Origin of the sequence: Legionella busanensis (genome assembly GCF_900461525.1) — a bacterium.
In the GTDB taxonomy this organism is placed as follows: Bacteria; Pseudomonadota; Gammaproteobacteria; order Legionellales; family Legionellaceae; genus Legionella_C; species Legionella_C busanensis.
The window spans coordinates 2,587,261-2,611,510 of record NZ_UGOD01000001.1 but is presented as its reverse complement, the minus strand read 5'-3'; the positions used below and the strand labels follow the sequence as shown (position 1 = coordinate 2,611,510).

Below are 24,250 nucleotides of genomic sequence, written 5' to 3'. Positions count from 1 at the left end.
TTCCTTACATTCTAAAAACACCAAAGCGTGTAGGTTTAATAGGTGCATTTAAAGTAGCTGATAAACTTAAACCCAAAATTCTACGCGTATCTTCTGGTGTAATTACTCCATCATCCCACAACCTTGCACTCGCATGGTAGGGGTTCCCTTGCTTTTCATATTGATTACGTAATTTTTCTTTAAAAGCCTCTTCCTCTTCGGCAGGCCAAAGAGTATCTGCTTTCTTATATTTATCTCGGTTAATTTGTGCTAAAACATTAGCAGCTTGTTCGCCGCCCATAACAGAAATACGTGCATTAGGCCAAGACCATAAGAAACGTGGATCATAAGCACGTCCGCACATGGCATAATTTCCTGCACCATAGCTTCCACCTATAATAACAGTAAATTTTGGTACATTAGCGTTAGCAACAGCAGTTACCATTTTAGCACCATGTTTAGCAATACCTGAGGCCTCATACTTACTGCCAACCATAAACCCGGTTATATTTTGGAGAAAAAGAAGCGGAATTTGACGTTGTACGCATAATTCAATAAAGTGAGCTCCCTTTAAAGCGCTTTCTCCAAAAAGAATACCATTATTAGCAATAATACCAATTGGATAACCAAATAAATGAGCAAAACCACAAACTAAAGTGGTTCCAAACAAAGCTTTAAACTCATCAAATTCTGAACCATCTACCAGGCGAGCAATAACCTCGCGTATGTCAAAGGGTTTGCGTGGGTCAGCTGGAATAATACCATTTAGTTCTTTTACATCATAAAGGGGTTCACGACTTGCTATACGGGTTAACCAATTGGGTTTCTGACGATTTAAATGCTTAATAGTAGTACGTGCTAAATGCAGCGCATGTGCTTCATCTTGGGCATAATGATCAGCAACACCGGATTGACGACAATGAATGTCAGCGCCACCTAATTCTTCTGCACTGATTACCTCACCTGTCGCTGCTTTAACCAGCGGTGGGCCACCTAAGAATATTGTTGCCTGCTCGCGAACCATAATTGACTCATCAGCCATAGCAGGTACGTAAGCACCGCCCGCTGTACAGGAGCCCATGACAACAGCTATTTGTGGAATATTATTTGCTGATAAATTAGCTTGATTAAAGAAAATCCGGCCAAAATGATCTTTGTCTGGGAAAACTTCATCTTGCATAGGTAAATAAGCGCCACCTGAATCGACTAAATAAATACAGGGTAGATGGTTGGCTCTGGCAATTTCTTGAGCGCGTAGGTGTTTTTTTACAGTCAGCGGGTAGTAAGTGCCGCCTTTAACCGTTGCATCATTAATGACTATCATGCACTCTGTATTCATGACTTGACCAATACCGGTAATTAAGCCAGCAGCTGGAATATTATCTTCATAGACTTGATAAGCAGCCAATTGCGATAATTCAAGAAAGGGACTGCCTGGATCTAATAAACGCTGTAGACGTTCTCGAGGTAAAAGTTTTCCATGCTTTAAGTGACGTTGTCTGGCTTTTTCATCACCACCTTGGGCAATGTCGTTAATAATAGTCTGCATTGTCGTTACTAAATCATCCATGACAGCTGCATTTTGTTTAAATTCATTGCTTGCAGGATTAATTTGACTGATAAGCTTAGGCATAAATGTTCTCAATGAATAAAAATATTACAAAGCATAAGGACTAACCAAAATAACCAAGTTAGCTCAATAAAATAAGGCATTTTTTTTCCTGTTATTAATTTATAGAGCAAAGCAATTATTCCTACAATAACAACAGGAATTAATACTAAAAAAATAACTTTACTAATAATAATATTTAAAGGGCTTGGCTGAAAAAATAGAGAGAATTTGCCATATAAATGAGTATACATAATATCAGTGTAAACAATAAATGCATGAATATAGCTAGTAAAGAAGATACCGAGGATACTTAATACTAAATAAATTAAACTTTGTCTAACCATTACATTCTCATAATTATTATTATTTAATTGAAAGAGATTAGAGTCTACAATTCATCATAAAATGCTTAAAAATCTACATTGTGGGTTGTCCCCGAAATCTAGGACTCTAGAATGGCGCGGACAAACCCCGCGCCACGTAGGGCTTATATAGTAATTTTCAGCAGATCCTAAAGAACGCAGAATCTATTTATCCAAACTTAGTTTAAATACCCACCTATTTAATTTATGAATAGGGACTAGTTAGACTTAAGATTCCGCTTACGCGGAATCAGTTAATTAATCAATTACTTCTATAGCCATTGCAGTCGCTTCACCACCACCTATACACAATGCAGCTACCCCACGCTTTTTAGCTTTTTGTTTTAGCGCATGAATTAAAGTAACTAATATACGCGCGCCTGAAGCGCCAATAGGGTGACCTAATGCACAAGCGCCGCCATGAATATTAACCATATCCGCACTAAGCTCTAATTCTTGCATAGCTGCCATGGCAACCACTGCAAAGGCTTCATTGATTTCATACAAATCCACATCGTTTTGTTTCCAGCCTGCTCGATTCATAACCTTACGAATGGCTTCAACAGGCGCTGTTGTAAACCATTGTGGGGCTTGAGCATGACTTGCATGCGCAACAATCCGCGCAAGTGGTTTTAAACCTAATTTATTCGCTTGCGCATAAGACATAACAATTAAACTTGCTGCGCCATCTGAAATGGAGCTTGAATTAGCCGCTGTCACTGTTCCATCGGCTTGAAAAGCAGGTTTTAGCTGCGCAATTTTAGCAAGCTTATTAGGATCAGGGCTTTCATCTTTTTCAATCGTTATATCGCCTTTTTTGCTAGTAATCGTAATGGGCACGATTTCTTCAGCGAAACTACGATCGTTATTAGACTGTATGGCACGTTCCATTGAGCGTATAGCGAAATCATCTTGCGCGTTGCGGCTAAATTGATAATGCTTAGCGGTAGCTTCAGCAAAATAACCCATTAATCTGCCTCGATCATAAGCGTCTTCTAAGCCATCAAGGAACATATGATCTTTAATCTCGCCGTGACCTAAACGGTAACCAGCGCGCGCCTTACTTAATAGGTAAGGGGCGTTACTCATACTTTCCATACCGCCAGCAAGGATAGTGTTTGCAGAACCACATTTAATTAAATCATGTGCTAACATGACAGCTTTCATTCCTGAACCACACATTTTATTAATAGTGGTTGCACCAATTGCTTCAGGTACGCCTGCTTTGATTGCTGCTTGTCTTGCCGGTGCTTGTCCAATGCCGGCTTGTAGTACACAACCTGAAATGACTTCATCAATATCATTAGGTGAAATCTGTGCAAAATCAATCGCAGCACGGTGAGCCTCAGCGCCTAAATCTGGCGCTGATAAATTCGATAAGGCACCTAACATATTCCCCATCGGGGTGCGTTTTGCTGCAACAATAACTACATCGTTCTGTTCCATTGTGGTATTCCTTATAGTGTTTCTTTAAAAAGTTCACGCCCAATTAGCATGCGTCTAATTTCTGAGGTGCCTGCACCAATTTCATAAAGTTTAGCATCGCGTAGTAAACGTCCAGTAGGGTACTCATTAATATAGCCATTTCCACCTAATATCTGAATAGCTTGGAGTGCCATTTGGGTTGCTTTCTCAGCAGTATATAAAATGACACTTGCTGCATCCTTTCTACTGACTAGTCCAGAATCACAAGCCCGAGCTACTGCATATAAATAAGCTCTTGAAGCATTTAACTCAGTATACATATCAGCAAGTTTTCCTTGAATAAATTGAAACTCACCTATAGGTTGATTAAATTGCTTACGTTCATGAATGTAGGGAAGAACATTATCTAAACAAGCTTGCATAATACCTATGGGGCCGGCTGCAAGAATTGTTCGCTCATAATCTAGCCCACTCATTAATACTTGTACGCCTTGATTAACCTCACCTAATACGTTTTCAGCAGGTACTTCGCAATCCTCAAAAACTAGCTCACAAGTATTTGACCCTCGCATCCCTAATTTATCTAGCTTTTGTGCGGTACTAAAGCCTTTAAAACCTTTTTCAATAATAAATGCGGTAATACCTTTACTCGCAGCTTGTTTATCTGTTTTTGCATAAACTACTAACACATCAGCATCTGGACCATTTGTGATCCACATTTTAGTGCCATTTAGGATAAATTTATTATCAGCAGTTTCGGCGTGTAATTGCATACTAACAACATCAGAGCCTGAGTTTGATTCACTCATAGCTAAAGCGCCTACATACTCTCCACTAATAAGTTTAGGCAAATATCGGTTTTTTTGCTCATTATTACCATTAAGATAAATTTGGTTAACACATAAATTTGAATGCGCGCCATAGCTTAATCCAACGGAGGCAGACGCACGCGAAATTTCTTCCATAGCTATAACATGGGCTAAATAACCCATATTAGCACCACCGTATTCTTCGCTTACGGTAACCCCTAATAATCCCATCTCACCAAACTTGCGCCATAAATGATTAGGAAAGGCATTATCAGCATCAATTTTAGCGGCTAAGGGAGCAATCTCTTGGCTAGCAAATTGATAAACGCTTTCTCTTAAAAGATCAAGTGTCTCACCTAACTGATAATTTAAACCAATATGCATGGTATCTTCCTGTTACTTAGTATGAAAGTGCGTATAAAAATAGAGTTAGTGTTATACTGAATTTGCTATAGCTTCGTACACTAATTTTTATAATGCATTGCTAGTTCAGTCGACTTCATTCATTTATTTTAATGTACGCCTTCGCCTTAATCACTAGCACCTTATCTAAAACTTAGTAAACAGAGCTATAAAATTTATTCTAATTAGTTTACACCTTATCTTAATAAGATAGCGTATATTTGGTGATAAGAACGATTACTATGTATACCGAACCCACGCTATTTATGCAAATAAAGGCTAGACTATACTCAATTAGATTTAAGTTGCCTAGCCTTAAGTTTAAACCTTTTTAAAGTAAAGGGTTTGCTCTGATTTATGCCGTTAATGAGCGCTAACCTATAAAGGCAAATTATTTATACAGATCCATATTTAAATAAACATGCTTTAATTAATATATGTTGCCATAAAAATATTTAAAATTTAGTTATTACATTCTGCGACTTGTTTGCGGAATCTATGAACTTTTGAAGGGTGCGGACCAGCCGCGCCACGTAGGGTTTAGAGCTAACAGCCTTCGGATAAGTGATGGAGAATAATACATGAGCAATTTAGTTTTATGGGGCCATCATGTTGATGAATATCAGGAAATGTTTGCTTTATCAGACAAGGATTTAGCGGGTAAAATACTTGAATATGGTAGTGGCCCTAGTGCCTTTAATACAGAAATTTCAGAAGATAAGAAACACTGCATTAGTTGTGATCCTTTATTTGTTTTAGACAAAGCAACTTTAATCACCAAAACAACACTTGTTTTTTCTGATATGCTGGAAAAACTTACTCATAATCAAGATAAATTTAATTTTATTGCTTATGGGAGTTTGCAAGGATTCATACAAAAAAGACGTTTGGGCATGCAAGCCTTTTTTAATGACTATGTGCAAGGTAAAAAAGAAAAGCGTTACTTACCTTTAAAGGATATTATCCTTCCTTTTTCTGATTTCTCATTTGACCTAGCATTAAGCTCTCATTACTTATTTGCTAACATCGAAGAGCAGGATGTGGACTTCCATATTGCGGTAATCAAGGAGCTTGCTCGGGTCGCCAAAGAAGTACGAATCTTTCCTTTGGTTAACCGCTTTAATGAAACATCACCTCAGTTAGGGCCTGTCATGCTACAATTACAACAGGAAAATTATGGTCTTGAAGTACGGAGTGTTGATTATAATTTACAACCAAAAGGTAATGCAATGCTCCGTGTTTGGGCTCAACAATGCGAATTGAATTAGCATTTTGATACTACTTCTCAATTAAGGCGCCAAGACAGTAGGCTGGTTAAACGATGTGCAGCCCAACAAATAATAAATAGGCTACATGCCTTATGCAATGGTTAGGCTTTGCTTAGCTCAAGCCCACTTAGTGATTATAGCCAGTGCTCTTCGCTTTCCCACGAAATCCAAGGCCAGCTACATGTAGATCACGCGGACAAGCCGCGGGCCGTAGGCAAAGATAATTTCTACTTCTTTATGCCTAACATGCGCTAAGTAAACGTTTATTATTCTCTATTTGCCCACGCTCAACACCTCTATGAACCTACGTTCCGCGACTTGTTCGCGGAATCAAGGCAGTTGCTACTCTTGATTTTTTAATAATTTCAGTTAAATTGTGGCTAACTTTAATAGCGAGCTTTTTTATGTATTCGCTGATTCGTCCATTTCTTTTTAAGCTCGAAGCTGAAAAAGCGCATCTTTTGACTTTAAAAGCACTTCATTATTTACCGGCAGGCTTATTTCAACACATACCAAGTACAAAACCTATTACAGCGATGGGTTTAACATTTAACCATCCCATTGGGCTTGCGGCCGGTTTAGATAAAAATGGGGCGCATCTAGATGCATTAAGTAAATTAGGTTTTTCATTTATTGAAGTAGGTACAGTCACACCTAGGCCACAAGTAGGTAATCCTAAACCACGCTTATTTAGATTGCCAACTCATGAAGCCATTATTAATCGCATGGGTTTTAATAATGAAGGGGTGGACGCTTTAATAACAAATATCCAGCAAAGCCAATATCATGGCATTTTAGGGATTAATATTGGTAAAAATAAAGATACTTCTTTAAATGATGCTGTTAATGATTATTTAACTTGCCTACAAAAGGTATATCGATATGCTTCTTACGTAACAATTAATATTTCATCACCAAATACGCCTGATTTACGGCAATTACAGCAACATGAATATTTATCTGACTTATTAAAACAATTAGCTGAGAAGCAAAAAGAGCTTGCCGATACGCATCAGCGTTATGTTCCACTAGTTATTAAAATATCTCCTGATGAAGAGGATGAAATATTAAAACAAATTGCTAACACTGTTATTGAAAATAAAATAGATGGCATTATTGCCACGAACACTACCTGCTCGCGAGCAGGCATAGAAAGCACCTCTTTAAGTCAAGAACAGGGTGGCTTAAGCGGTAAGCCTTTATTAAAACGTTCAACAGCTTGTATTAAATTATTAAAAGAAGTTGTTGGTTCCGAGGTAACTTTAATTGGGGCTGGCGGCATCTCTGATACAGCCTCAGCTCAGGAAAAATTAGCTGCAGGAGCTAATTTATTACAAGTGTATACCGGTCTGATTTACCAAGGTCCTTATTTAATTCCAGGTATATTGAAGCGCTTAGTTTAAAATTTTTAATCTCATTTCTGCTTTTACAATTTAATTTTAATTATCGTTTAGATATCCCCTATATCTCAGTATTTTATTAACTGAATAATTTGATTTATTATAAATCATATTGTGTTAATATTTATTTGATAGAATTAAATATAAACATTATTATCTGTGTTAAAACTATGTTTACGATATTTAGAGGTTACTATAAAAGGGCGGTAGAGGCTGTACAAAATATAATTCCGCAAGAAATGTTTGCTGCTGAAGATCCTGATAAAGGAAAAGTAACTATTGAAGTCGATATTCCCCGCGCTGGTTTTTTAGATTTCTCAGGTCAAAGAACTTATAAGGATTTAGCAGAAGCATGGAAAAAAGACGATGTTGTTACGGAAGATTATATTCAAGGTCGTATGAATGCTGGCGTTTTTTGTGAGTTAATGTATAAAACAGGCGTGATGACTGGCCAAATTGTACCTACAAGTATAAAGGAGAAGGGAGATTTTTTCAGTCATTTAAAAGGAGAGAACCAGGTTTCTGTCTCTTTTGCCTATTTTAGTGATAGTGGTAAGCCATGTGGATTTTCCCTTATAAGTTCTAAGTCAGACCCTGATTATTGGATAATCTCCATTATTAGGGATGCTACTACTGACGCTGAGCATAGAGAAGTAAGTATTTGGATCAACGTAGGCAAAGATAAAATTCCTGAAGATTTTTTAGTTAGAAATTCGGAGTTAGATAGTTCACTTCAATTACAAAAAGACTTAAATGAGGATGTTAATGCCTTATTATTGCAAGAGTTACAATGTCAAAAACTAGCTGATCTTCTTCGTAATATAATTAGATCAAATAATGCTTTAGACTTACAGATATTAGATTTGTTGCAAAAACAAGTCCGCAGTCCAAGTGAGTTAGTAAATAATGAAAAAGCAGCTATTACCCCCTTTTGGAAAACAAAGTTAAAAGAATTAAGCGCTACATTAGGCTCAATAGGTATAGGTGCAATCATAGGCGCTGGCATAGGTGCACTGTTAGGCACGCTCGTTTTTCCAGTTATAGGAACTAAACTTGGTGTGTTGATTGGCGCTGCTCTAGGAGGTTGTGCAGGTGGAGCTGTTGGTTTATCTGGTGTTGGACTTTATGAATTGTGGAAAAATAACCCTAAAACAAGTGCTGCTGTAACCATTTTAGGTAATGCTGGCTTAGGCGCTGCGGCAGGTGCCATTATAGGAACCTTTATCTTCCCAGGCATAGGAACGGGTGTTGGTACACTCATTGGTGCTGGAGTTGGCGTATCTTTGGGTTTTGCTGTAACTGGTATAGGCAACTTAATTAGACAAAATTTTAAAACAGGAACTGGTTTAACTACCTTAGGAAGCGCAGGTATAGGTGCGGGTTTAGGCGCACTTTTAGGTACGCTTGTTTTTCCGGTTCTAGGAACCAAAATTGGTGCCGTGGTTGGCGCCTTAATAGGTGCTTCCATTCCCTTAATAGGAGCAGGTGTTAAATTAGCTTATGAAAAGTATAAAGATTTTTCAAGCAGGCGGCAAAGTAGGTCTAGCTCTGGCAGTGGGGACGAAAAAGAGGATTTAGGCACAATGGGCCGACATTCGCCTAATATAATGGTTAAGGGTCTCAATATTACTCAAATTGGAGAGGTGCCTTCAAATATCGCCCAACTTAATTCAGAAAAAGAAAAAGTAGGAAGAAAAGGGAATGAATCATCTGCAGATCCTGTAATCGAAGATGATAAAAAATTTAATATGTAATAAAGCTCTAATTGACTTTTGAATAATAATACTCGGCACGCCGCTACTCATAGCAATTTATTTATATAAAATTTTTTCTTAATGTTTATATAATGTACTTTATGATATAATTAGATATAAAAGTTAATTTTTAAAACTATTTGTTTATATTTTTATTAATGAGATCCTTATTTAAAGGTTGAAATATTATTATGCGAGAGCCATTCCAAGAGCCTGATGAAAATTTAGGAATAGAACAGTTAAAAAAAGTTAAAGAGCATAAACCTAAACCCATGAGGCATGTTATTAGGGATGCTTGGCTCAAAGTATATCCTGCAGATGGCCTTGATATCCAAGCTCATGAATACAATGGTGTTAAAATAAACAAGAAGAGCGAGGGGAAATTTAGTCCGGCCCACCTTAAGGCTCGAAATGGAATGTCTAATTATTACGACCATCAAGCAGTTAATAATATTTCATCTTTTTTTGGTTTACCAAATTATGATCGCCACGAAGGTGGCTATAAAAAGTTCTCAACCTGGGCCAATATATTTAGAAATTTAATTGGTTGGCAAATTTCTGGTGAAAACAGTGATGATTTAGAAAAAAAGATCAGGTTGGCTTTGAATATTCTTAAGCTTATTATACCTATTACTCTAGTATGGAATGTTGCGACTGCTGTGCTTACTACAGCCGTTAATGTCGTTAAGATTTTCACTGAATTTCTACCGCGTATGTTCACTGATGTATTCAACGAGGCTAGGGGGAGAGCTTACCAAAAATATAAATCAGATAAAGGCGGAGGTTATCTTGCTTTAGCTATCCTTTTTGGTGCTGGCCAGGTTCTCAGTGAAACTGTATTTTTTGTCGGTCAGGCAATAACCTCTCCTGCTAAGAATATAAGATATGCTCTATCATTAAGTGAAAGGTTGGCTAAGGCATTTGGAGCGGACCCAACTTCAAAAAAAGTCGGGGCCTTGAAGCTTGGCTTGATCCTTTTGAGTATAGCACTTACAGCAACAGCTTATGCATTTTTCTTTCCATTAGCTATTAAATTCATTGGTGCAACAATTATTCCTAAACTACCTTTGGCTATTAGTCATGCTTGGAATGCACTGGGCCATTTCATTGGACCAGTTGCCACTAAAGTAGGTTCAGCTTTAGGTAAGTTTATGGCACCCATGTTTCAAAAGGCATTTACTGCAAGTGGTTTAGTTATTGAGCCTGCTGGTGTTGGAGCTGCTGCCCTCTTAGGTACAGCAAGCTCTGTTGCTGGTCCCCCTGTGCAAAAAATGAAATATAAATTGAGTGTTAGGTGGAATGAGTTTGATTTAGCTACATCAATATCAAATGCAGTTCATAAATATAAGGCCTATCAAAAAAAGAAATCAATGAGCAGTAACACATCGACAGTCCCAGCTCCATCAGTAGAAGAAGGACAAAAAGATAGTGAACCAACAAATAATACAACTATGCAAAAAGCTTTAAGTGAAAATGCAAACCCTAAAAAATCAAAAAGAGAAACAAATTTACCTCCTGGGCAACATAAGCATCCAGTTTATGGAGCGCCTACAGTACAAACAAGAAAAACTCTACCACTTCCACAAGTTGATAAGCTAGTTAGTAGTAACGAGTATAATTAGCCAGTCCGTAGTAACTGCTTTAAATTAAAAATTCAAGGCAGTTACTACCTTTATTTAATTTAAAAGCACATCTTTACCGATTATTTCTTTAGGAGCGCCCCAGTCTGGATTTGCATTAATTAGCGAGTTAAAGGGATCGTAGCTACTATAATTTGATCAGAAAAAGATCATACAACCTCGTTTTATTTTAATCCATTTTTCTTCTATAAGATAAAAAAGTTCATAAAATATACTCTCTGCTCATATTTATTTGATATTTACCGCTACAATATAAGAATAGTAATGACAGGCTAATTGATATGGGTGGTAAAAAATTTCATGGGACGTATCCAGAAGCTATGAAGGCTATATCACCTACGGTGACTGAAGAGCTTTTTAAACCTGAGGATAATGATCCTAAAACGGCCATTGGAAGAGACCTACCACAGGCGAATTTTGTTATTTCTGCTAAAAAAAAGCGTACAGATTTTGAAGGCGCATGGCGAGATAAAGCTAAAGATCAAGTGAATTATGTTCAAGGCGATATGTCGGGCGGAAGTATAAGTATGCATTTTGGACAGCTTTTATCACAATTAGCTAATAAGAATTTATTAGAGAAATGGGGACTTTCAAATTTAGGCGATGAGCCATATAGGTGCCTAACTTCTGTAGAGAAGGGAGGATTTTTAGTAAATGTTTCTTTTGCCTATTGTGATGACGAGGGTAATTACTGTGGATTCTCACTAGAAACATTAACAAATAATCCTAATTATTGGGAAGTTGCTATTATTAGAAAAACTACAGACCTAAGGGAAAATCGCGAGGTCACTATTTTACTAAATTTAGGAAAGCAGGACGTAAGTGAAGATATATTTAAATCTTCCGAAAAAATGGGACCAATTCAAGAAGAATTAAAAACGGCATTAAATTCAGCTGTGATGGTAGAATTATTAAGTCCCCTTTTTAAAGAGCAGGGTTTTATAAATACAGATGCTTGCGTGCAATTACAAAGGCAAATTTCTGTTAAACGCTACCTTGATACACGCTTAAATAGATTATTAGAAATACTTCAACAGGCTCAGAAGAAAGTTGGTCATGAACATGAAAATACCGAATTAATTAATGAATTAGGTAATAAAATTGCATCTGAGCAAGAAAGTGCAGAGAAGAATCTTTTTCAATACCTTGAAAGTTTAGATGAGGATAGTATTAAATTGGAATTAGCAGGATTTTATAAACGTGTTCAAGGGTTGAAAAATGTAGAAAATATAGTAGAGAGGAGCGCTAAGGTAGACCTCGATCAGAAAGATTTTTTATCAGAAGGGGAAAAGGAATTTCTAAATAGGTCATTATTTGAAGTCATTATTAATCCACAGCTCTCATTTACAGACAAGTATATTGATTCAATGAAGCTAGCAGATTCCCCTTTAGGGAGGCAACTGGTTCAAATTAAACAAACTGTTACAGAAGACAGTCGAAAAAATTTATTGTATCAACTTGCTCTTGATTTGCATCAATTGGATCGTTTAGATTCATTTTACGAAATTTTCTGTAATGAAAGCGACGAATTTTTAAAATCTTTTCATCTTACATTATCTACTTTAAAGGATGAAAAGACGCTTAACGCTAGCTTAACAGCGATGAATTATTTGTTATCGCTTAACTTACAAAATCAAAACACTCGAGAGCTAGCATATTCTTTGGCTTTTAAAGATACTCCGGAAGCGAATCAATTTCGAGAAACGTTAAGCTATTTCGAAAAAAATAAGAATAAAATTGATGAGGATATGCAAAGAAATATTATTGAAACACTTTGCCTAATCCAAAATAATTTCAGTGAGAACAAGGAAAAAAAGCCTAGGAAAAATATCTTTCAGCTTTTTAATAATACAAATACTGAGGAAGATAAAAATCAAGCATTTAAACTTCGTAAAAGTATTCGTCTAATTGAAGAGTCATGTCACAATATTAGAACTCGCTTACAAAAAGAAGCTCCTAGTAGTAATAAATTAAGTCAATTTATTGCTGAGGAACAAAAATATCGCCAACAGTTATATACACTAGCATTTGATGCTATTACGACAAAAATGCGTCCACAAAAATTTGCAGAGAGAATAAAAGCAAGTTCAAAAGAGATGTTAGAAGTTGTTGATGAAGATAGACATCCTTGGTGTAGAGGTGCTTTATTTGCTTTGGCCAATCTACTAGGTTCTTGTTTATTAATGATTCCTAATATAGTTAAGGGCGTAACCTCAAAAATAAGTGGTGCAAAAGCGCTTTTCTTTTATTCAACAACCCAATCTGGTAAAGAAATTCGAGAGTTAAATAACGACCTTACAGATACGCTTTCAACAAGAGTTATTAAATAAATTTAAGTTAAGATTGAGCGAACGTAGGTCGAGCTTTGGCCCGATGTGTTAATTAATGGTAAAAAGACGCTATTTGATATTTTGCTTGATTTGTTAAATGGGGTTGAGGCCCAATTTAAATTCTCCGCCTACGTTTCGCGGCTTATCCGCGAAACATAGGTATCATTGCCAGATTTTTATTAAAATTTCTATAGATTAGAGGTTACTTCTTTATTAACGCACCAGTCTGACAATTAGCATTAATTGGCGAGTTAAAGGGATCATAGCTACCATAATTTGGTCCAAAGAAGGCCATGTAGCCCGGATTTGTTTTAGTGACCCAAGCTGGTTTACCACCAATGTATAGCTTATCTTTGTCTAATACTCTTACATCAGTAAATACACCTTTATCGACAATAATTTTCGTTAAGTCAATTCCTGTAGCACTGAAGTCTAATACGATAGGTGTTGTGTCTGCAAAAATATCATAACCTAACCAATAACTACCTGAGCCTTGTTTGCGTTGCGAAGTACAAGGTTGCGTAGGCTCAGTCGTTTTATTGACTTGAATATAACCATTAACAATTGTGCTGTTAACAGGTACATAGATCATATTGGCTGTGGCAGATTTGATAGGCTCAATGGTTTTGTTATCAGAACTTAATACACCAATTTTAGCTGAGAATTGATTAGCTGGATTAACTGCTTGCGCTAACATATAGGCCCAATTATCCGGTCTTGCAGTGTCAGTCGTTAACTCAATCGGCGTGGTGGGAAAGAAGTAATCTTTGCCAGCATTATCAATAAGCCGTAATTGAATCTTATCGCCTGCTTGTAAGGTTGAATCAAGTGTTGCTCTACCAACCATTTTCCAAGTCGCAGTCACTGCGGGAAGATGAGTAAATTGGGTGCTAACTCGATTTGTAGTTTGACCTTGCTGAACAGTTAAATTAACGCGTACCAGCTGTTGAGCATTAATATTGGCTATTAATAAACGCGCTTTTGCACTTTGACTATTTTGTAGCTGATAAGGCGCTTGATTGTCAGCATCAATTGACCAATTATAAGTTAAGTTAGTTCCAACAGATTGACTACCATCTAACTGTAATTCCGTTGGTCCTGTAACAGTAGTAGGTAGTGCTCTGATAACTGCTTTAACTGTAGGCGGAGGGTTGGTGCCTGAAAACACCACATCAATACAAGAGTGGAAACGCTCATAAGTATAACTGTTTCGTCCCCATTCACCATAAATGACAGCACGATTAGTGCGTGCAGGTACTGTACATGTTGTGATAAATCGGTTATTAGCCTTATCAGGAACTATATTGGGATTTGCATTTGGTGTCTGATCATTATACTTAAGATGACAGAAAGGTGTGGTTTCAAAGTCATTCCAAGTTAGCTCTTTTGTAGGGTCAAATTGAAAATCAGGCTTGGTAATCCAGTATACAAATTCTTCAGTATCACCAAAGTGATTACCCCATGAAATATTCCAAGTAAATTTTTGTTGACCGCCTGCAATTTGAGTAGTTGGCCAATCATTTGCTCTGTCCCAAGGTGTTTTACCCCCGCTCCACATCTCAGAGGCAAAGCCACAGACATATTTAGGTAACTGGTCAATAGGTTTAGTTGAGCGGCCAATAGTATGGGTTAATACAGCCATAAAATTATAGATACTATTATCTATTGTGCCGTCTTCTTTAGTCATAATAGGACGACATTTTTCATGTGTCATTTTATCTTTAAAGATTTCATCAGGCTTACTTTCTACACCACAAAATTGCTCACGAGAAGGGGGGCTTTCAATAACGCCGTGTGCAAAAGCTGCAGAAGAGAATTGTAAGATAAATAAATAGGTAAAAAAGGTAAGAGATAGGCGTTTAAGATGTTTCATATTCTTAAGTCCATATAAAAAAAGGAATTTTCTTTATAAACGAAATTTTTATTAAATTCAAATATGATTAAAATGTGATCAACTATTGATGAAATATATATTAGCGCCACTTTAGTAAAAATGACTAGTAATGATAATAATACTTTGATTTAATAATTTGTTAGTCTATCTTAAATACTTGGTAATTTGTTTTTATAAATTTATATTTTTCTAAATTTGTACGCATGTATTTAACTCAATTCATAAGGAAAATGATTATGAGATATCTTTTGCGCGGCTTAGGCTCGCTAATTTTATTAACTCAAAGCATGTTTGCTTCAGCGTCTCCACCTGTAGCAGTTCCAACTATTGCTCCTCAACCGACTACCTGTATAAGTTCACAGTTTGTGGTGACAGGTGATCAATATTGGAAAACTGTGACATTAAAATTAACTAATGATTGCAGTGGGCCTGTTAATTTTGAAAACACAACTGTCACTTTTAAAAATACATCACCTTTAAATACTTCATTTTGGGGTGATTTTGCACCGCTACCTTACCCAGATAGCCCACTGAATATTAGTTCACAGCCCCAATCCGATGGAACTTATTTAGCAACACTTAATATGCATTTTACGGCTTATCCTGGTACAAGCACTAGTTTGCCAGTAGGTCGATCCATTCAGATTAAATATGGTGTAGGTGCAGATACTCATATAGATGGTACAGTTAATGTATATGTAGGTGGAACACCAAGTGATACCGGTAGCTTACAATTAAGAAATGCAACAACAAAGCCAAGTAGTGTTACTCAAACTTATGCGTTAGTTCATCTTATGATGAATGGCCAGAAAATTAGTGAAATCCAGCTACCTTGGAATACAACAGTAACAGTGCCTAATCTAGCACCCGGTGCTTATACAATATCGCCTCAAGCCGTAACTGATAGTGCTGGTGGCGTTTATCAAGGTAGTGCTGTGCCAAGTTCAGTAACTATTAATGCAAATCAGCAAGCAACGTCTACTATTACCTATAGCTTAACTCAGCAGACTGGTAGAATTGCAATTAATGTGCAGAGCCTACCTAGTGAGTTAACAGGCTATACCACTAGACCAGTTATATTAGTTAGAGAGAATCAATCAGGTAGTTCAATAGCTCAGACGGTAGCTTGGAATACAACGACAACTGTAAGTCAACTAAAAGCAGGTAGTGTATATTCATTTTCAACAGATACTATTAGTTATAATGGTTATACGTGTACACCTAGCTTTAATCCAGCAAGCTTAACAGCAGCTACTACAGCGCCTAGCACTAACTTAACTTATAAGTGTGTGCAAGTAGCGCAAGATTCGGTGACCTTAAATGTTACCGGCGCACCAACTACGTTAACTTCATTACAAGTAACGTTAACGCCGAATAACAATACCGCACCAGTAACAACTACAATTAGTCTAGCTAATGGTAGTGGCTCAAGAACGGTAATGTTAACAGATGGTGTGATTTATACTTTATCATCAGCACCTGTGAGTGGTTATTCTATCAAGTTTACGCCACAACCGCTTACAGCAACGCCTAATGCAACTGTTGCCATTACGTTAACTAAACAAGGAGCCGGTACTCCTATTGCCGTAAATGGTCAGTTAACTGTATGTGGCACTAAGTTATGTAATGAACATGGTGAAGCCATTCAGTTAAAAGGGATGAGTTCGCATGGGTTACAATGGTTTAGTCAATGTATGACGCCTGCGGCATTAGATGTCTTAACGAGTGGGTTTAAATCAAGTGTAATTCGTCTTGCTCTCTATGTGCAAGAAGGTGGTTATGAAACTAACCCTGCGCAATTTACGCAACAAGTGAGTAGCTTAATTGATCAATTAACTGCTCGTGGTGTTTATGTTATTGTCGATTGGCATATCTTAAACCCTGGTGATCCTAACTATAATTTAGATCGTGCTAAAAAATTCTTTACAGATATTGCGACTGTGCATAAAGATAAAAACAATATTCTGTATGAGATAGCGAATGAGCCTAATGGCGTAAGTTGGGCAACGATTAGAAATTATGCTAATCAAATAATCCCTGTAATTAGAGCAATTGACCCTAACGCGCCTATTATCGTTGGTACACGTGGATGGAGCTCACTAGGGGTATCTGACGGAAGTAGCTATCAAGAAATTGTAAGCAATCCCGTTAATTTCCCAAATATCATGTATGCTTTCCACTTCTATGCTGCCTCCCATAGGGACAATTATTTAAATGCATTAGATAGTGCTTCTAATGTTTTACCAATTTTTGTTACCGAATTTGGTACGCAAACATTCAGTGGCGATGGCGAAAATGATTTTGCTATGTCCGATAGATATATGCAGCTTATGGCAACTAAAAAAATAAGCTGGGCAAATTGGAATCACTCCGATGACTTCCGATCAGGTGCTATTTGGACAACTGGCACTTGCTCAAGAAATATCTGGACTGATGATCGCTTAAAACCAGCTGGTGTTTATATTAAAAATAAAATTCAAACGCCTTAACTTAGGCTAATAGATAGCGCGATCGAAAGAGTTTTATTAATCAATTGCGCTATTTACTATTAAGTAGTCTGGGTGGAAGCCCATAGGGCTGAAACCCGGGTTTCACTTCTTTTCATCCAGGCTACTTACCTTGTTCACATAATCTTCTCGTGTGGCATAATAGACTAAGTGATGCAGTCATAAAAATTTAGGTAAATTATCGGCATGTTATCTAATTATCTTTGCCAATAAACTTGGCACTCAGAAAGGTTTGCGGCTACAATCTGAATTTTCCGCATAATTAATTCCAAATGACTCAAAGATTATCGAGTAAAACACGTTTTCTTTATTGGCGGTTGCTTCGTTATGTTAAACCTTTTTGGTTGATTTTACTGTTAGGAATTTTTGCCAATATTATCTATTCTTTAATTGACGCTACATTTACCTATATGATGCGGCCTTTTTTAGATAAAAGTTTTATAAATATAGATTTAGAATTTGTTAAAAAAATTCCCTTTATTGTTTTAATAGGAATCACCTTTCGTGGCTTAGTAAGCTTTTTAGGTAGCTATTGTATGACCTGGGTCGCTCGATCCGTTGTTAAAATATTAAGACAGCAGGTTTTTGCTCATATCATTAAATTACCGTCTAGTTATTATGATCAAGCAACTTCAGGCCAATTATTATCTAAAATTCTTTATGATGTTGAGCAAGTAGCGCAGGTGAGTGCCGATGCATTAACTGATTTTGTTCAAAATACATGCCTAGTAATTGGTCTATTAACAGTCATGATGATCATCAGTTGGCAATTATCACTAATGTTTCTATTAACCATTCCTTTTATAGGGATATTAGTTAATTTTACTAATAAAAGGGTAAGACGTATTAGCCATAAAGTACAAAAAACAATGGGTGAAGTTACTGAAATTGCTGCTGAAGCGATCGAAGGATACCGAGTTGTTCGTATTTTTGGTGGCGAAAATTATGAAATTCAAAAATTTAATCAGGCAACGGAGACCTCAAGAATTAATGATATGAAGGTTGCCATAAGTAAAGGCATCAATGTAACTGGTGTACAATTTATTATTGCTTTAGGTATTGCCTTGATTATTTTTGCCTCGATTAAGTTAACGACTGTGATGCCAATTACAGCAGGTTCTTTTTTAGCTATTATTGCTGCTATGTTACAGTTGATTAAACCTATTAAAACACTTACTACGCTAAATGCTACAATCCAGAAAGGAATGGCTGGTGCCGAAAGTGTATTTACTTTACTTGATAGTCCTATCGAAGAGAATAAGGGTAAACAACTTGATAAACCTATAAAAGCGGCTATTGAGTTTAAAAATGTTACTTATGCATATCGAGAAGGATTACCCATTTTACACAATGTTAGTTTCTCTATAAAGCCAGGTGAGATAGTAGCTTTAGTGGGGCACTCAGGGAGTGGTAAAACGACACTTGCAAGTTTACTGCCACGTTTTTATGAGTTACATGAAGGTCAAATTCTTTTAGATAATATTCCTGTCAGCGAGATTTCCTTAACTAGCTTAAGGCAGCAGATTGCTTTAGTCAGTCAGCACGTTACCTTATTTAATGATACTTTGGCTAATAACATTGCCTATGGACGTTTTGATGTAAGCCGAGCAGAGATTATAGTGGCTGCTAAGCTTGCTTATGCTGATGAATTTATTGCGCGCTTACCGGAGGGTTATGATACTAAAATTGGTGAAAATGGTATTTTACTTTCAGGCGGGCAAAGACAGCGAATTGCTATTGCGCGTGCCATTTTAAAAGATGCACCTATTTTAATACTGGATGAGGCAACGTCTGCTCTAGATAGTGAATCAGAGCATTATATTCAATCAGCGTTACAAGAAGTCATGCACAATAGAACAACGCTGGTTATTGCACATCGCTTATCGACTATAAAAAATGCACATACAATTGTTGTTATGAATCAAGGACGAATTGTTGAGCAAGGTAGGCACCAACAACTAATTGCGAGAAATGGCCACTACGCTCAGCTTTATCGCACTCAAAGTTTATTAACTGAAATAAAAAAGGAAAGTGTGGTTGATGCAACGTAGTTTAGAGAATTTCTGGTATAGCCAGCATCCAGGACGCTGGCTGCTCTGGCCTTTATCTTACTGTTATCAGAAGATAGCAGATTGGCGGCGAGCCTATCTACAATCCTTTAAACAACAGCATTCTTCAGTTCCTGTTATTGTCGTAGGTAATTTAACAGTAGGTGGTGTGGGTAAAACACCGTTAGTTATTGCCTTAACTAGGGCCTTAAAAGATAAAGGCTTAAAAGTAGGTGTCGTTAGTCGGGGCTATCATGCAACAATAAAAAAATTTCCTTATAAAGTACAACCTACGGACGAAGCTAGTTTAGTGGGTGATGAGCCTTTGCTTATAGCCAAAAAGACAGGCTGCCCTGTCGTGATAGCGCCTAAACGTAGTGAGGCGGTAAGTTATTTAACTAAGCATTATCAAAGTCAAATTATTATTAGTGATGATGGATTGCAGCATTACAAAATGGCACGTCATATGGAAATCGTAGTTATTGATGGAACACGTGGTTTTGGTAATGGTTTATGTTTACCTGCAGGTCCATTACGCGAACATCCCAAACGTTTAAATAAAACTGATTTTTTAATTGTTAATGAAGGCAGCTGGGCTGATGCTTATCAGATGAGCATGCAGCCTGGGCAGTTAATTAATTTAGTAACAGGTAAAGTTGTTGACGCTGCAGAATTGAACGGTTCAATTGCTGCAGTAGCTGCAATTGGAAATCCACAACGATTTTATAACACACTTGCTAACATGGGTATAAAGTTTACGTGCTATCCTTTTCCAGATCATCATAAGTTTACTAAAGAAGAGTTAAATAGTTTAAATCATATTGTCATTATGACAGAAAAAGATGCAGTAAAGTGTCAGCCATTTGCAACTAATAATTGGTACTTTTTACCAGTGGAGGCTAAATTAAGTGATGCTTTTTGGGATGCTTTCTGGTCACATGACCAAGTTAAAAGGTTATTGCCAACATGAAACGAATTTACACTTATCCTCTTTTATTTTTTCTAGGATTAATACTAAATTATTCCTTTGTGCGCGCTGAGGTAGTTGAGTCTGCTGAGAGCGCCGAACCTACAATTTTGCAAAAAATTTCGTCTTTGTATGTGCCGCAAGCAAACTGGGCCTTTTCTGGAATAGTCACTAATGAAAGTGGCGAACGATATATTTATTTTTTTGAAATTGAGCGTAATTACAATAATTTTCATGGTTTAGCTACAGTTATAGATGCGCAGTCAAAACAAATTGTAGTCTATGAACAAAGTAATACTCTAATTGATAATCCTGAGCTTACTCATTGGCAAGTAGGGAATCTATTTTTGCGCTTTAATCCAATTAATAATAGCTGGGTTTTTGGTGCAAAAAATAAAAAGAAAAAGGGATTCAATTTTAAAGTTGATATGTTAGGCTCAACACAAGCGCTTCCTAAACAACAAGAGTTAAGAATAGGTATAGAGTTTTTTATTAATCAAACTGGCCGCTTAAATGGCCATATTGTATCTAATGATAATAAAGAGCAATTTGTTACAGCTAAAAAGGCTTGGTTTAAACAAATTTGGGTTAATAAACCGCAGCCCCTGAGGCACTTAGTTAAGTCAATTTTATGTGATTTTAATAACGGTAGTGGCTTGTATTCAGTAAGTTTACAGGAATCAGATGCAAGCCGCGGCTCTATTTCTGGCTGGCGTAATGAACAAGGTATGCCGGTAGCAATATCTCAATTTATCTTAACTCAAGACAAAGGAAATAATTGGGACATACAAATTTCATCACCTAAAGTAAAACTAACATTTGAGAATTTACTTGATAAAATTAATGAAAATCAGCAGCTCGTTATGGGCTTGACTGATACGACAATGCCGGGATTTTGTGCTATTCATTATAATGATATTAATGAACATATTATTGAACAGGCGATTAGCGCTAAAGAAAAAGGTAATGGATGAACTTACGTGATCTACACTATTTCGTCGTTTTAGCGAGGGTAAAGCATTTTGGCGAGGCTGCTAAATTGTGTTATGTCAGTCAGCCAACCCTTAGCATGCAGATTAAAAAATTAGAAGAAGAGTTAAATTTAATTTTATTTGAACGCAACAATAAGCAAGTGATGCTAACAGAACAAGGGCAAATCCTTGTCAAGTATGCGCAAGCGATTTTACAGCAAGTTGCAGAAATGAAAGAATTAGCTCAAGTGAGCTCTGATCCCCTTTCTGGTGAAATTCGCTTAGGTGTAATACCAACTTTAGCGCCTTATCTATTGCCTTTAGTCATGCCTAATATTCAAAAAAAATTTCCTAAACTGCGTATTTGGTTGGTTGAAGAAAAAACGGACGTATTAACAACGATGCTTAGCCAGGGGCAATTAGATGCGGCGCTAATGGCAACACCTGTGCAAAGTGATTTAGTACAACATAATTTGTTTGATGAGCCTTTTTATTTTATCTGCTCTGCTCTATCACCGCTGTATCAACGTTCATCAATTCAGTTAGAAGAGTTAAAAGGGCAGGCCGTTCTTTTACTAGCCGAGGGTCATTGTTTAAGGGAGCAGGCAATGGCGTTATGTCAAACAGCTCAAGCAGAAACAAAAATAGATTTTACAGCAACGAGCTTAGAAACGTTACGACTTATGGTCCAGGCAGGCGCTGGTGTTACATTAATACCAGCCTTAGCAACGCAGATGCAAACAGCATCTCATCATTCTTTATCGATTATTCCTTTTGCCAAACCTGCGCCTGTGCGTACTGTCGCCTTATATTGGCGTTCTACGTCAATAAAAGTTATTTGCCTGCAAAAGCTAGCAACATTAATCACGAAAACAGCCAAAAGTCATTTAGAGCAGATAGAAAATAAATTTAGGTTAAATTAAATTATCATGGACAAACTAGCTAATGTTGCAGAGCTTACAGTAGCTTTTGAAACCGACCAAGGCATTATTATAACAGTTGACGAGATCAACTTTGCTTTAATGCCTGGTGAAACGCTAGCATTGTTAGGCGAATCAGGCTCTGGTAAATCGTTAACTGCATTAGCGATGATGCGTCTTCTACCTAATAATGCTGCGTATAGTGATAAGAGCACAATTACTATTGCCAAACAAGATATACTGTCTCTTCCAGAACGGCAGATGCGCCACTTGCGTGGGCAAGGTGTTGCTATCATCTTTCAAGAGCCCATGACTGCTTTAAATCCTGTTTTGCCTATTAAAGAGCAATTAGCAGAAGCTTTACTAGCACATCAAGAACTTTCTGCTAATGAACTTAAGCAGCGAATGATTGACTTACTACATAAAGTAGAAATATCTGAACCAGAACTACGTTTACAACAATATCCTCATCAACTTTCTGGTGGACAAAAGCAAAGAATTGTTATTGCTATGGCTTTAGCGAATAATCCAAAAATACTTATCGCTGATGAACCTACCACTGCATTAGATGTCGTTATACAGACGCAAATTTTAACATTGCTGAAAAAATTGCAGCAGGAAACTAATATGAGTATTTTACTCATTACCCATGATTTATCTGTTGTTAAAGCGATGGCAGATAAGGTATGTGTTATGTATGCTGGGCAAATTGTTGAAGAGGCAACAGTTACTGAATTTTTTAAGTGCGTCAAGCATCCTTATTCACAACAACTTTTGGCTTCTTTACCACATTATCAGAAAAGAAATCAGTTTTTATCAAGTATTGCAGGTAGTGTGCCAACTATGGAAGAGTTACCGTCAGGGTGTCGTTTCCATCCTCGCTGTGCACATGTATTTTCACCCTGTGCTCATCAAATGCCAATATTACAACCTGTTAATAATCAATTAGTGCGCTGTCATCTTTATCCAGAGACACAAGAGTTACCTCCTTTGCCAGAAGGTAATGAGGAAAAATTTTTAGACAAAAGTAATCAAGAATTATTACTTGAAGTAAAAAACCTTAAAGTCTATTACCATGTAGGTAAAGGGTTTTTGCCACAACAAAAAAAATTAATTAAGGCAGTCGATGATTTATCATTTAAGTTATATAAAGGTAAAACCCTTGCTTTAGTTGGTGAGTCAGGTTGTGGTAAAACGACCGTTAGTCGAGCATTACTTCATTTATTACCTATTACCAATGGTGAGGTTAATTATCGTGGTCAATCAGTGTCATATTTGCGAAGCAGTGCTTTAAAGAATTATCGCAAAAAGGTACAAATTATTTTCCAAGATCCTTATGCCTCAATGAATCCCCGTTTAACAGTAAACGAAATTTTGGCAGAAGGAATGGTGGCACAAGGTTTAAAAAGCGATGCTATTAAACGTAGACAATTACAATTGTTAGATTACGTTAATTTACCGCAAACTAGTCTTGAGCGTTATCCACATCAATTTTCTGGTGGGCAGCGGCAGCGTATTTGTATTGCGCGCGCATTAGCTATCGAACCTGAAGTTTTAGTTTGTGATGAGCCTACAAGTGCACTTGATGTATCAGTACAAGCACAATTGTTAAACTTATTAAAACGGCTACAAGCAGAGTTAGGAATAGCTTACTTATTTATTACTCACAATATGGGTGTTGTGTCTTATTTTGCTGATGATTTGATGGTTATGAAAGCAGGAAAAATTATTGAGCAAGGACCTTGTGAGGAAGTCTTTGCTAAGCCAAAACATGATTATACTCGGCAATTATTAGATAGCGTCTTAGTATTAAATTAACATCTAATTTAGCTTTATAAAAATTAGACTTTGAGATTTTTTGTCCTATTAGGTGATGTTAATAATCCACCAACCAACCGCCTACGTACCGCGGCTTGTCCACGATATCCAGTAAGATCTAAATCATTGGCAAATTTGGCTATA

Annotated in this window: 16 protein-coding genes; 11 read left to right on the top strand and 5 right to left on the bottom strand. The window is 36.9% G+C overall.

Translation table 11 applies throughout. The features are described 5' to 3' along the window. Positions 1-4: 4 nt before the first annotated feature. From DYH30_RS11540 to DYH30_RS11525, 4 genes are all read right to left on the bottom strand, one after another. A complete protein-coding gene (locus DYH30_RS11540) occupies positions 5-1,612 on the bottom strand; it encodes a carboxyl transferase domain-containing protein (RefSeq protein ID WP_115331801.1) in 1,608 nt (535 codons plus the stop codon). Between the two features lie 8 nt (positions 1,613-1,620). Further along, positions 1,621-1,935 carry a hypothetical protein gene (locus DYH30_RS11535; protein WP_115331800.1) on the bottom strand — a complete coding sequence of 105 codons (315 nt, stop codon included), beginning with the start codon at positions 1,933-1,935 and terminating at the stop codon, positions 1,621-1,623. Between the two features lie 276 nt (positions 1,936-2,211). Beyond that, the gene (locus DYH30_RS11530) at positions 2,212-3,399 is read right to left on the bottom strand and encodes an acetyl-CoA C-acyltransferase (RefSeq protein ID WP_115331799.1); all 1,188 of its coding nucleotides are present in this window, start codon (positions 3,397-3,399) and stop codon (positions 2,212-2,214) included. An 11-nt stretch (positions 3,400-3,410) separates the two neighbouring features. Continuing rightward, positions 3,411-4,571, bottom strand: a complete 1,161-nt coding sequence (locus DYH30_RS11525) for an isovaleryl-CoA dehydrogenase (RefSeq protein WP_115331798.1) — start codon at positions 4,569-4,571, stop codon at positions 3,411-3,413. A gap of 599 nt (positions 4,572-5,170) precedes the next feature. Between DYH30_RS11525 and DYH30_RS11520 the strand changes: the two genes are divergently transcribed. The 5 genes from DYH30_RS11520 to DYH30_RS11500 all read left to right on the top strand — a co-directional run bounded on the left by DYH30_RS11520 (position 5,171) and on the right by DYH30_RS11500 (position 12,981). Continuing rightward, positions 5,171-5,857: a class I SAM-dependent methyltransferase gene (locus DYH30_RS11520; protein WP_115331797.1), complete on the top strand. Its 687-nt coding sequence runs from the start codon at positions 5,171-5,173 to the stop codon at positions 5,855-5,857. Between the two features lie 404 nt (positions 5,858-6,261). Continuing rightward, a complete protein-coding gene (locus DYH30_RS11515; protein ID WP_115331796.1) occupies positions 6,262-7,260 on the top strand; it encodes a quinone-dependent dihydroorotate dehydrogenase in 999 nt (332 codons plus the stop codon). A 167-nt stretch (positions 7,261-7,427) separates the two neighbouring features. Beyond that, a complete protein-coding gene (locus tag DYH30_RS11510) occupies positions 7,428-9,011 on the top strand; it encodes a glycine zipper family protein (protein WP_115331795.1) in 1,584 nt (527 codons plus the stop codon). A 191-nt stretch (positions 9,012-9,202) separates the two neighbouring features. After that, positions 9,203-10,633: a hypothetical protein gene (locus DYH30_RS11505; protein WP_115331794.1), complete on the top strand. Its 1,431-nt coding sequence runs from the start codon at positions 9,203-9,205 to the stop codon at positions 10,631-10,633. A 299-nt stretch (positions 10,634-10,932) separates the two neighbouring features. Beyond that, positions 10,933-12,981: a hypothetical protein gene (locus DYH30_RS11500; protein ID WP_115331793.1), complete on the top strand. Its 2,049-nt coding sequence runs from the start codon at positions 10,933-10,935 to the stop codon at positions 12,979-12,981. Between the two features lie 202 nt (positions 12,982-13,183). Here the strand turns inward: DYH30_RS11500 and DYH30_RS11495 are convergent, their stop codons facing one another. After that, positions 13,184-14,854, bottom strand: a complete 1,671-nt coding sequence (locus tag DYH30_RS11495) for a lytic polysaccharide monooxygenase (RefSeq protein WP_115331792.1) — start codon at positions 14,852-14,854, stop codon at positions 13,184-13,186. Between the two features lie 257 nt (positions 14,855-15,111). On the opposite strand from DYH30_RS11495, the gene DYH30_RS18175 reads away from it, so the two are divergent. From DYH30_RS18175 to DYH30_RS11465, 6 genes are all read left to right on the top strand, one after another. Further along, on the top strand, positions 15,112-17,364 hold the full coding sequence (locus tag DYH30_RS18175; protein WP_207385782.1) for a glycoside hydrolase family 5 protein: 2,253 nt from the start codon (positions 15,112-15,114) through the stop codon (positions 17,362-17,364). A 290-nt stretch (positions 17,365-17,654) separates the two neighbouring features. Next, positions 17,655-19,433, top strand: coding sequence for a lipid A export permease/ATP-binding protein MsbA (gene msbA, locus DYH30_RS11485; RefSeq protein WP_115331791.1), 1,779 nt, complete (start codon positions 17,655-17,657; stop codon positions 19,431-19,433). Continuing rightward, positions 19,423-20,400 carry a tetraacyldisaccharide 4'-kinase gene (gene lpxK, locus DYH30_RS11480; protein WP_115331790.1) on the top strand — a complete coding sequence of 326 codons (978 nt, stop codon included), beginning with the start codon at positions 19,423-19,425 and terminating at the stop codon, positions 20,398-20,400. The genes msbA and lpxK overlap by 11 nt, the downstream gene beginning before the upstream one ends. Continuing rightward, the gene (locus DYH30_RS11475; RefSeq protein WP_115331789.1) at positions 20,397-21,371 is read left to right on the top strand and encodes a hypothetical protein; all 975 of its coding nucleotides are present in this window, start codon (positions 20,397-20,399) and stop codon (positions 21,369-21,371) included. Before lpxK ends, DYH30_RS11475 begins: the two co-directional genes overlap by 4 nt. Then, a complete protein-coding gene (locus DYH30_RS11470) occupies positions 21,368-22,291 on the top strand; it encodes a LysR substrate-binding domain-containing protein (RefSeq protein ID WP_115331788.1) in 924 nt (307 codons plus the stop codon). The genes DYH30_RS11475 and DYH30_RS11470 overlap by 4 nt, the downstream gene beginning before the upstream one ends. Before the next feature lie 6 nt (positions 22,292-22,297). After that, complete coding sequence (locus tag DYH30_RS11465) at positions 22,298-24,106, top strand: ABC transporter ATP-binding protein (protein ID WP_115331787.1); 1,809 nt, start codon at positions 22,298-22,300, stop codon at positions 24,104-24,106. Positions 24,107-24,250 lie beyond the last annotated feature (144 nt).

Bases quoted from the DNA above. Each gene is read 5' to 3' on its own strand.
- DYH30_RS11540 (WP_115331801.1), bottom strand. From the start codon at position 1,612: ATGCCTAAGCTTATCAGTCAAATTAATCCTGCAAGCAATGAATTTAAA.
- DYH30_RS11535 (WP_115331800.1), bottom strand. From the start codon at position 1,935: ATGGTTAGACAAAGTTTAATTTATTTAGTATTAAGTATCCTCGGTATC.
- DYH30_RS11530 (WP_115331799.1), bottom strand. From the start codon at position 3,399: ATGGAACAGAACGATGTAGTTATTGTTGCAGCAAAACGCACCCCGATG.
- DYH30_RS11525 (WP_115331798.1), bottom strand. From the start codon at position 4,571: ATGCATATTGGTTTAAATTATCAGTTAGGTGAGACACTTGATCTTTTA.
- DYH30_RS11520 (WP_115331797.1), top strand. From the start codon at position 5,171: ATGAGCAATTTAGTTTTATGGGGCCATCATGTTGATGAATATCAGGAA.
- DYH30_RS11515 (WP_115331796.1), top strand. From the start codon at position 6,262: ATGTATTCGCTGATTCGTCCATTTCTTTTTAAGCTCGAAGCTGAAAAA.
- DYH30_RS11510 (WP_115331795.1), top strand. From the start codon at position 7,428: ATGTTTACGATATTTAGAGGTTACTATAAAAGGGCGGTAGAGGCTGTA.
- DYH30_RS11505 (WP_115331794.1), top strand. From the start codon at position 9,203: ATGCGAGAGCCATTCCAAGAGCCTGATGAAAATTTAGGAATAGAACAG.
- DYH30_RS11500 (WP_115331793.1), top strand. From the start codon at position 10,933: ATGGGTGGTAAAAAATTTCATGGGACGTATCCAGAAGCTATGAAGGCT.
- DYH30_RS11495 (WP_115331792.1), bottom strand. From the start codon at position 14,854: ATGAAACATCTTAAACGCCTATCTCTTACCTTTTTTACCTATTTATTT.
- DYH30_RS18175 (WP_207385782.1), top strand. From the start codon at position 15,112: ATGAGATATCTTTTGCGCGGCTTAGGCTCGCTAATTTTATTAACTCAA.
- msbA (WP_115331791.1), top strand. From the start codon at position 17,655: ATGACTCAAAGATTATCGAGTAAAACACGTTTTCTTTATTGGCGGTTG.
- lpxK (WP_115331790.1), top strand. From the start codon at position 19,423: ATGCAACGTAGTTTAGAGAATTTCTGGTATAGCCAGCATCCAGGACGC.
- DYH30_RS11475 (WP_115331789.1), top strand. From the start codon at position 20,397: ATGAAACGAATTTACACTTATCCTCTTTTATTTTTTCTAGGATTAATA.
- DYH30_RS11470 (WP_115331788.1), top strand. From the start codon at position 21,368: ATGAACTTACGTGATCTACACTATTTCGTCGTTTTAGCGAGGGTAAAG.
- DYH30_RS11465 (WP_115331787.1), top strand. From the start codon at position 22,298: ATGGACAAACTAGCTAATGTTGCAGAGCTTACAGTAGCTTTTGAAACC.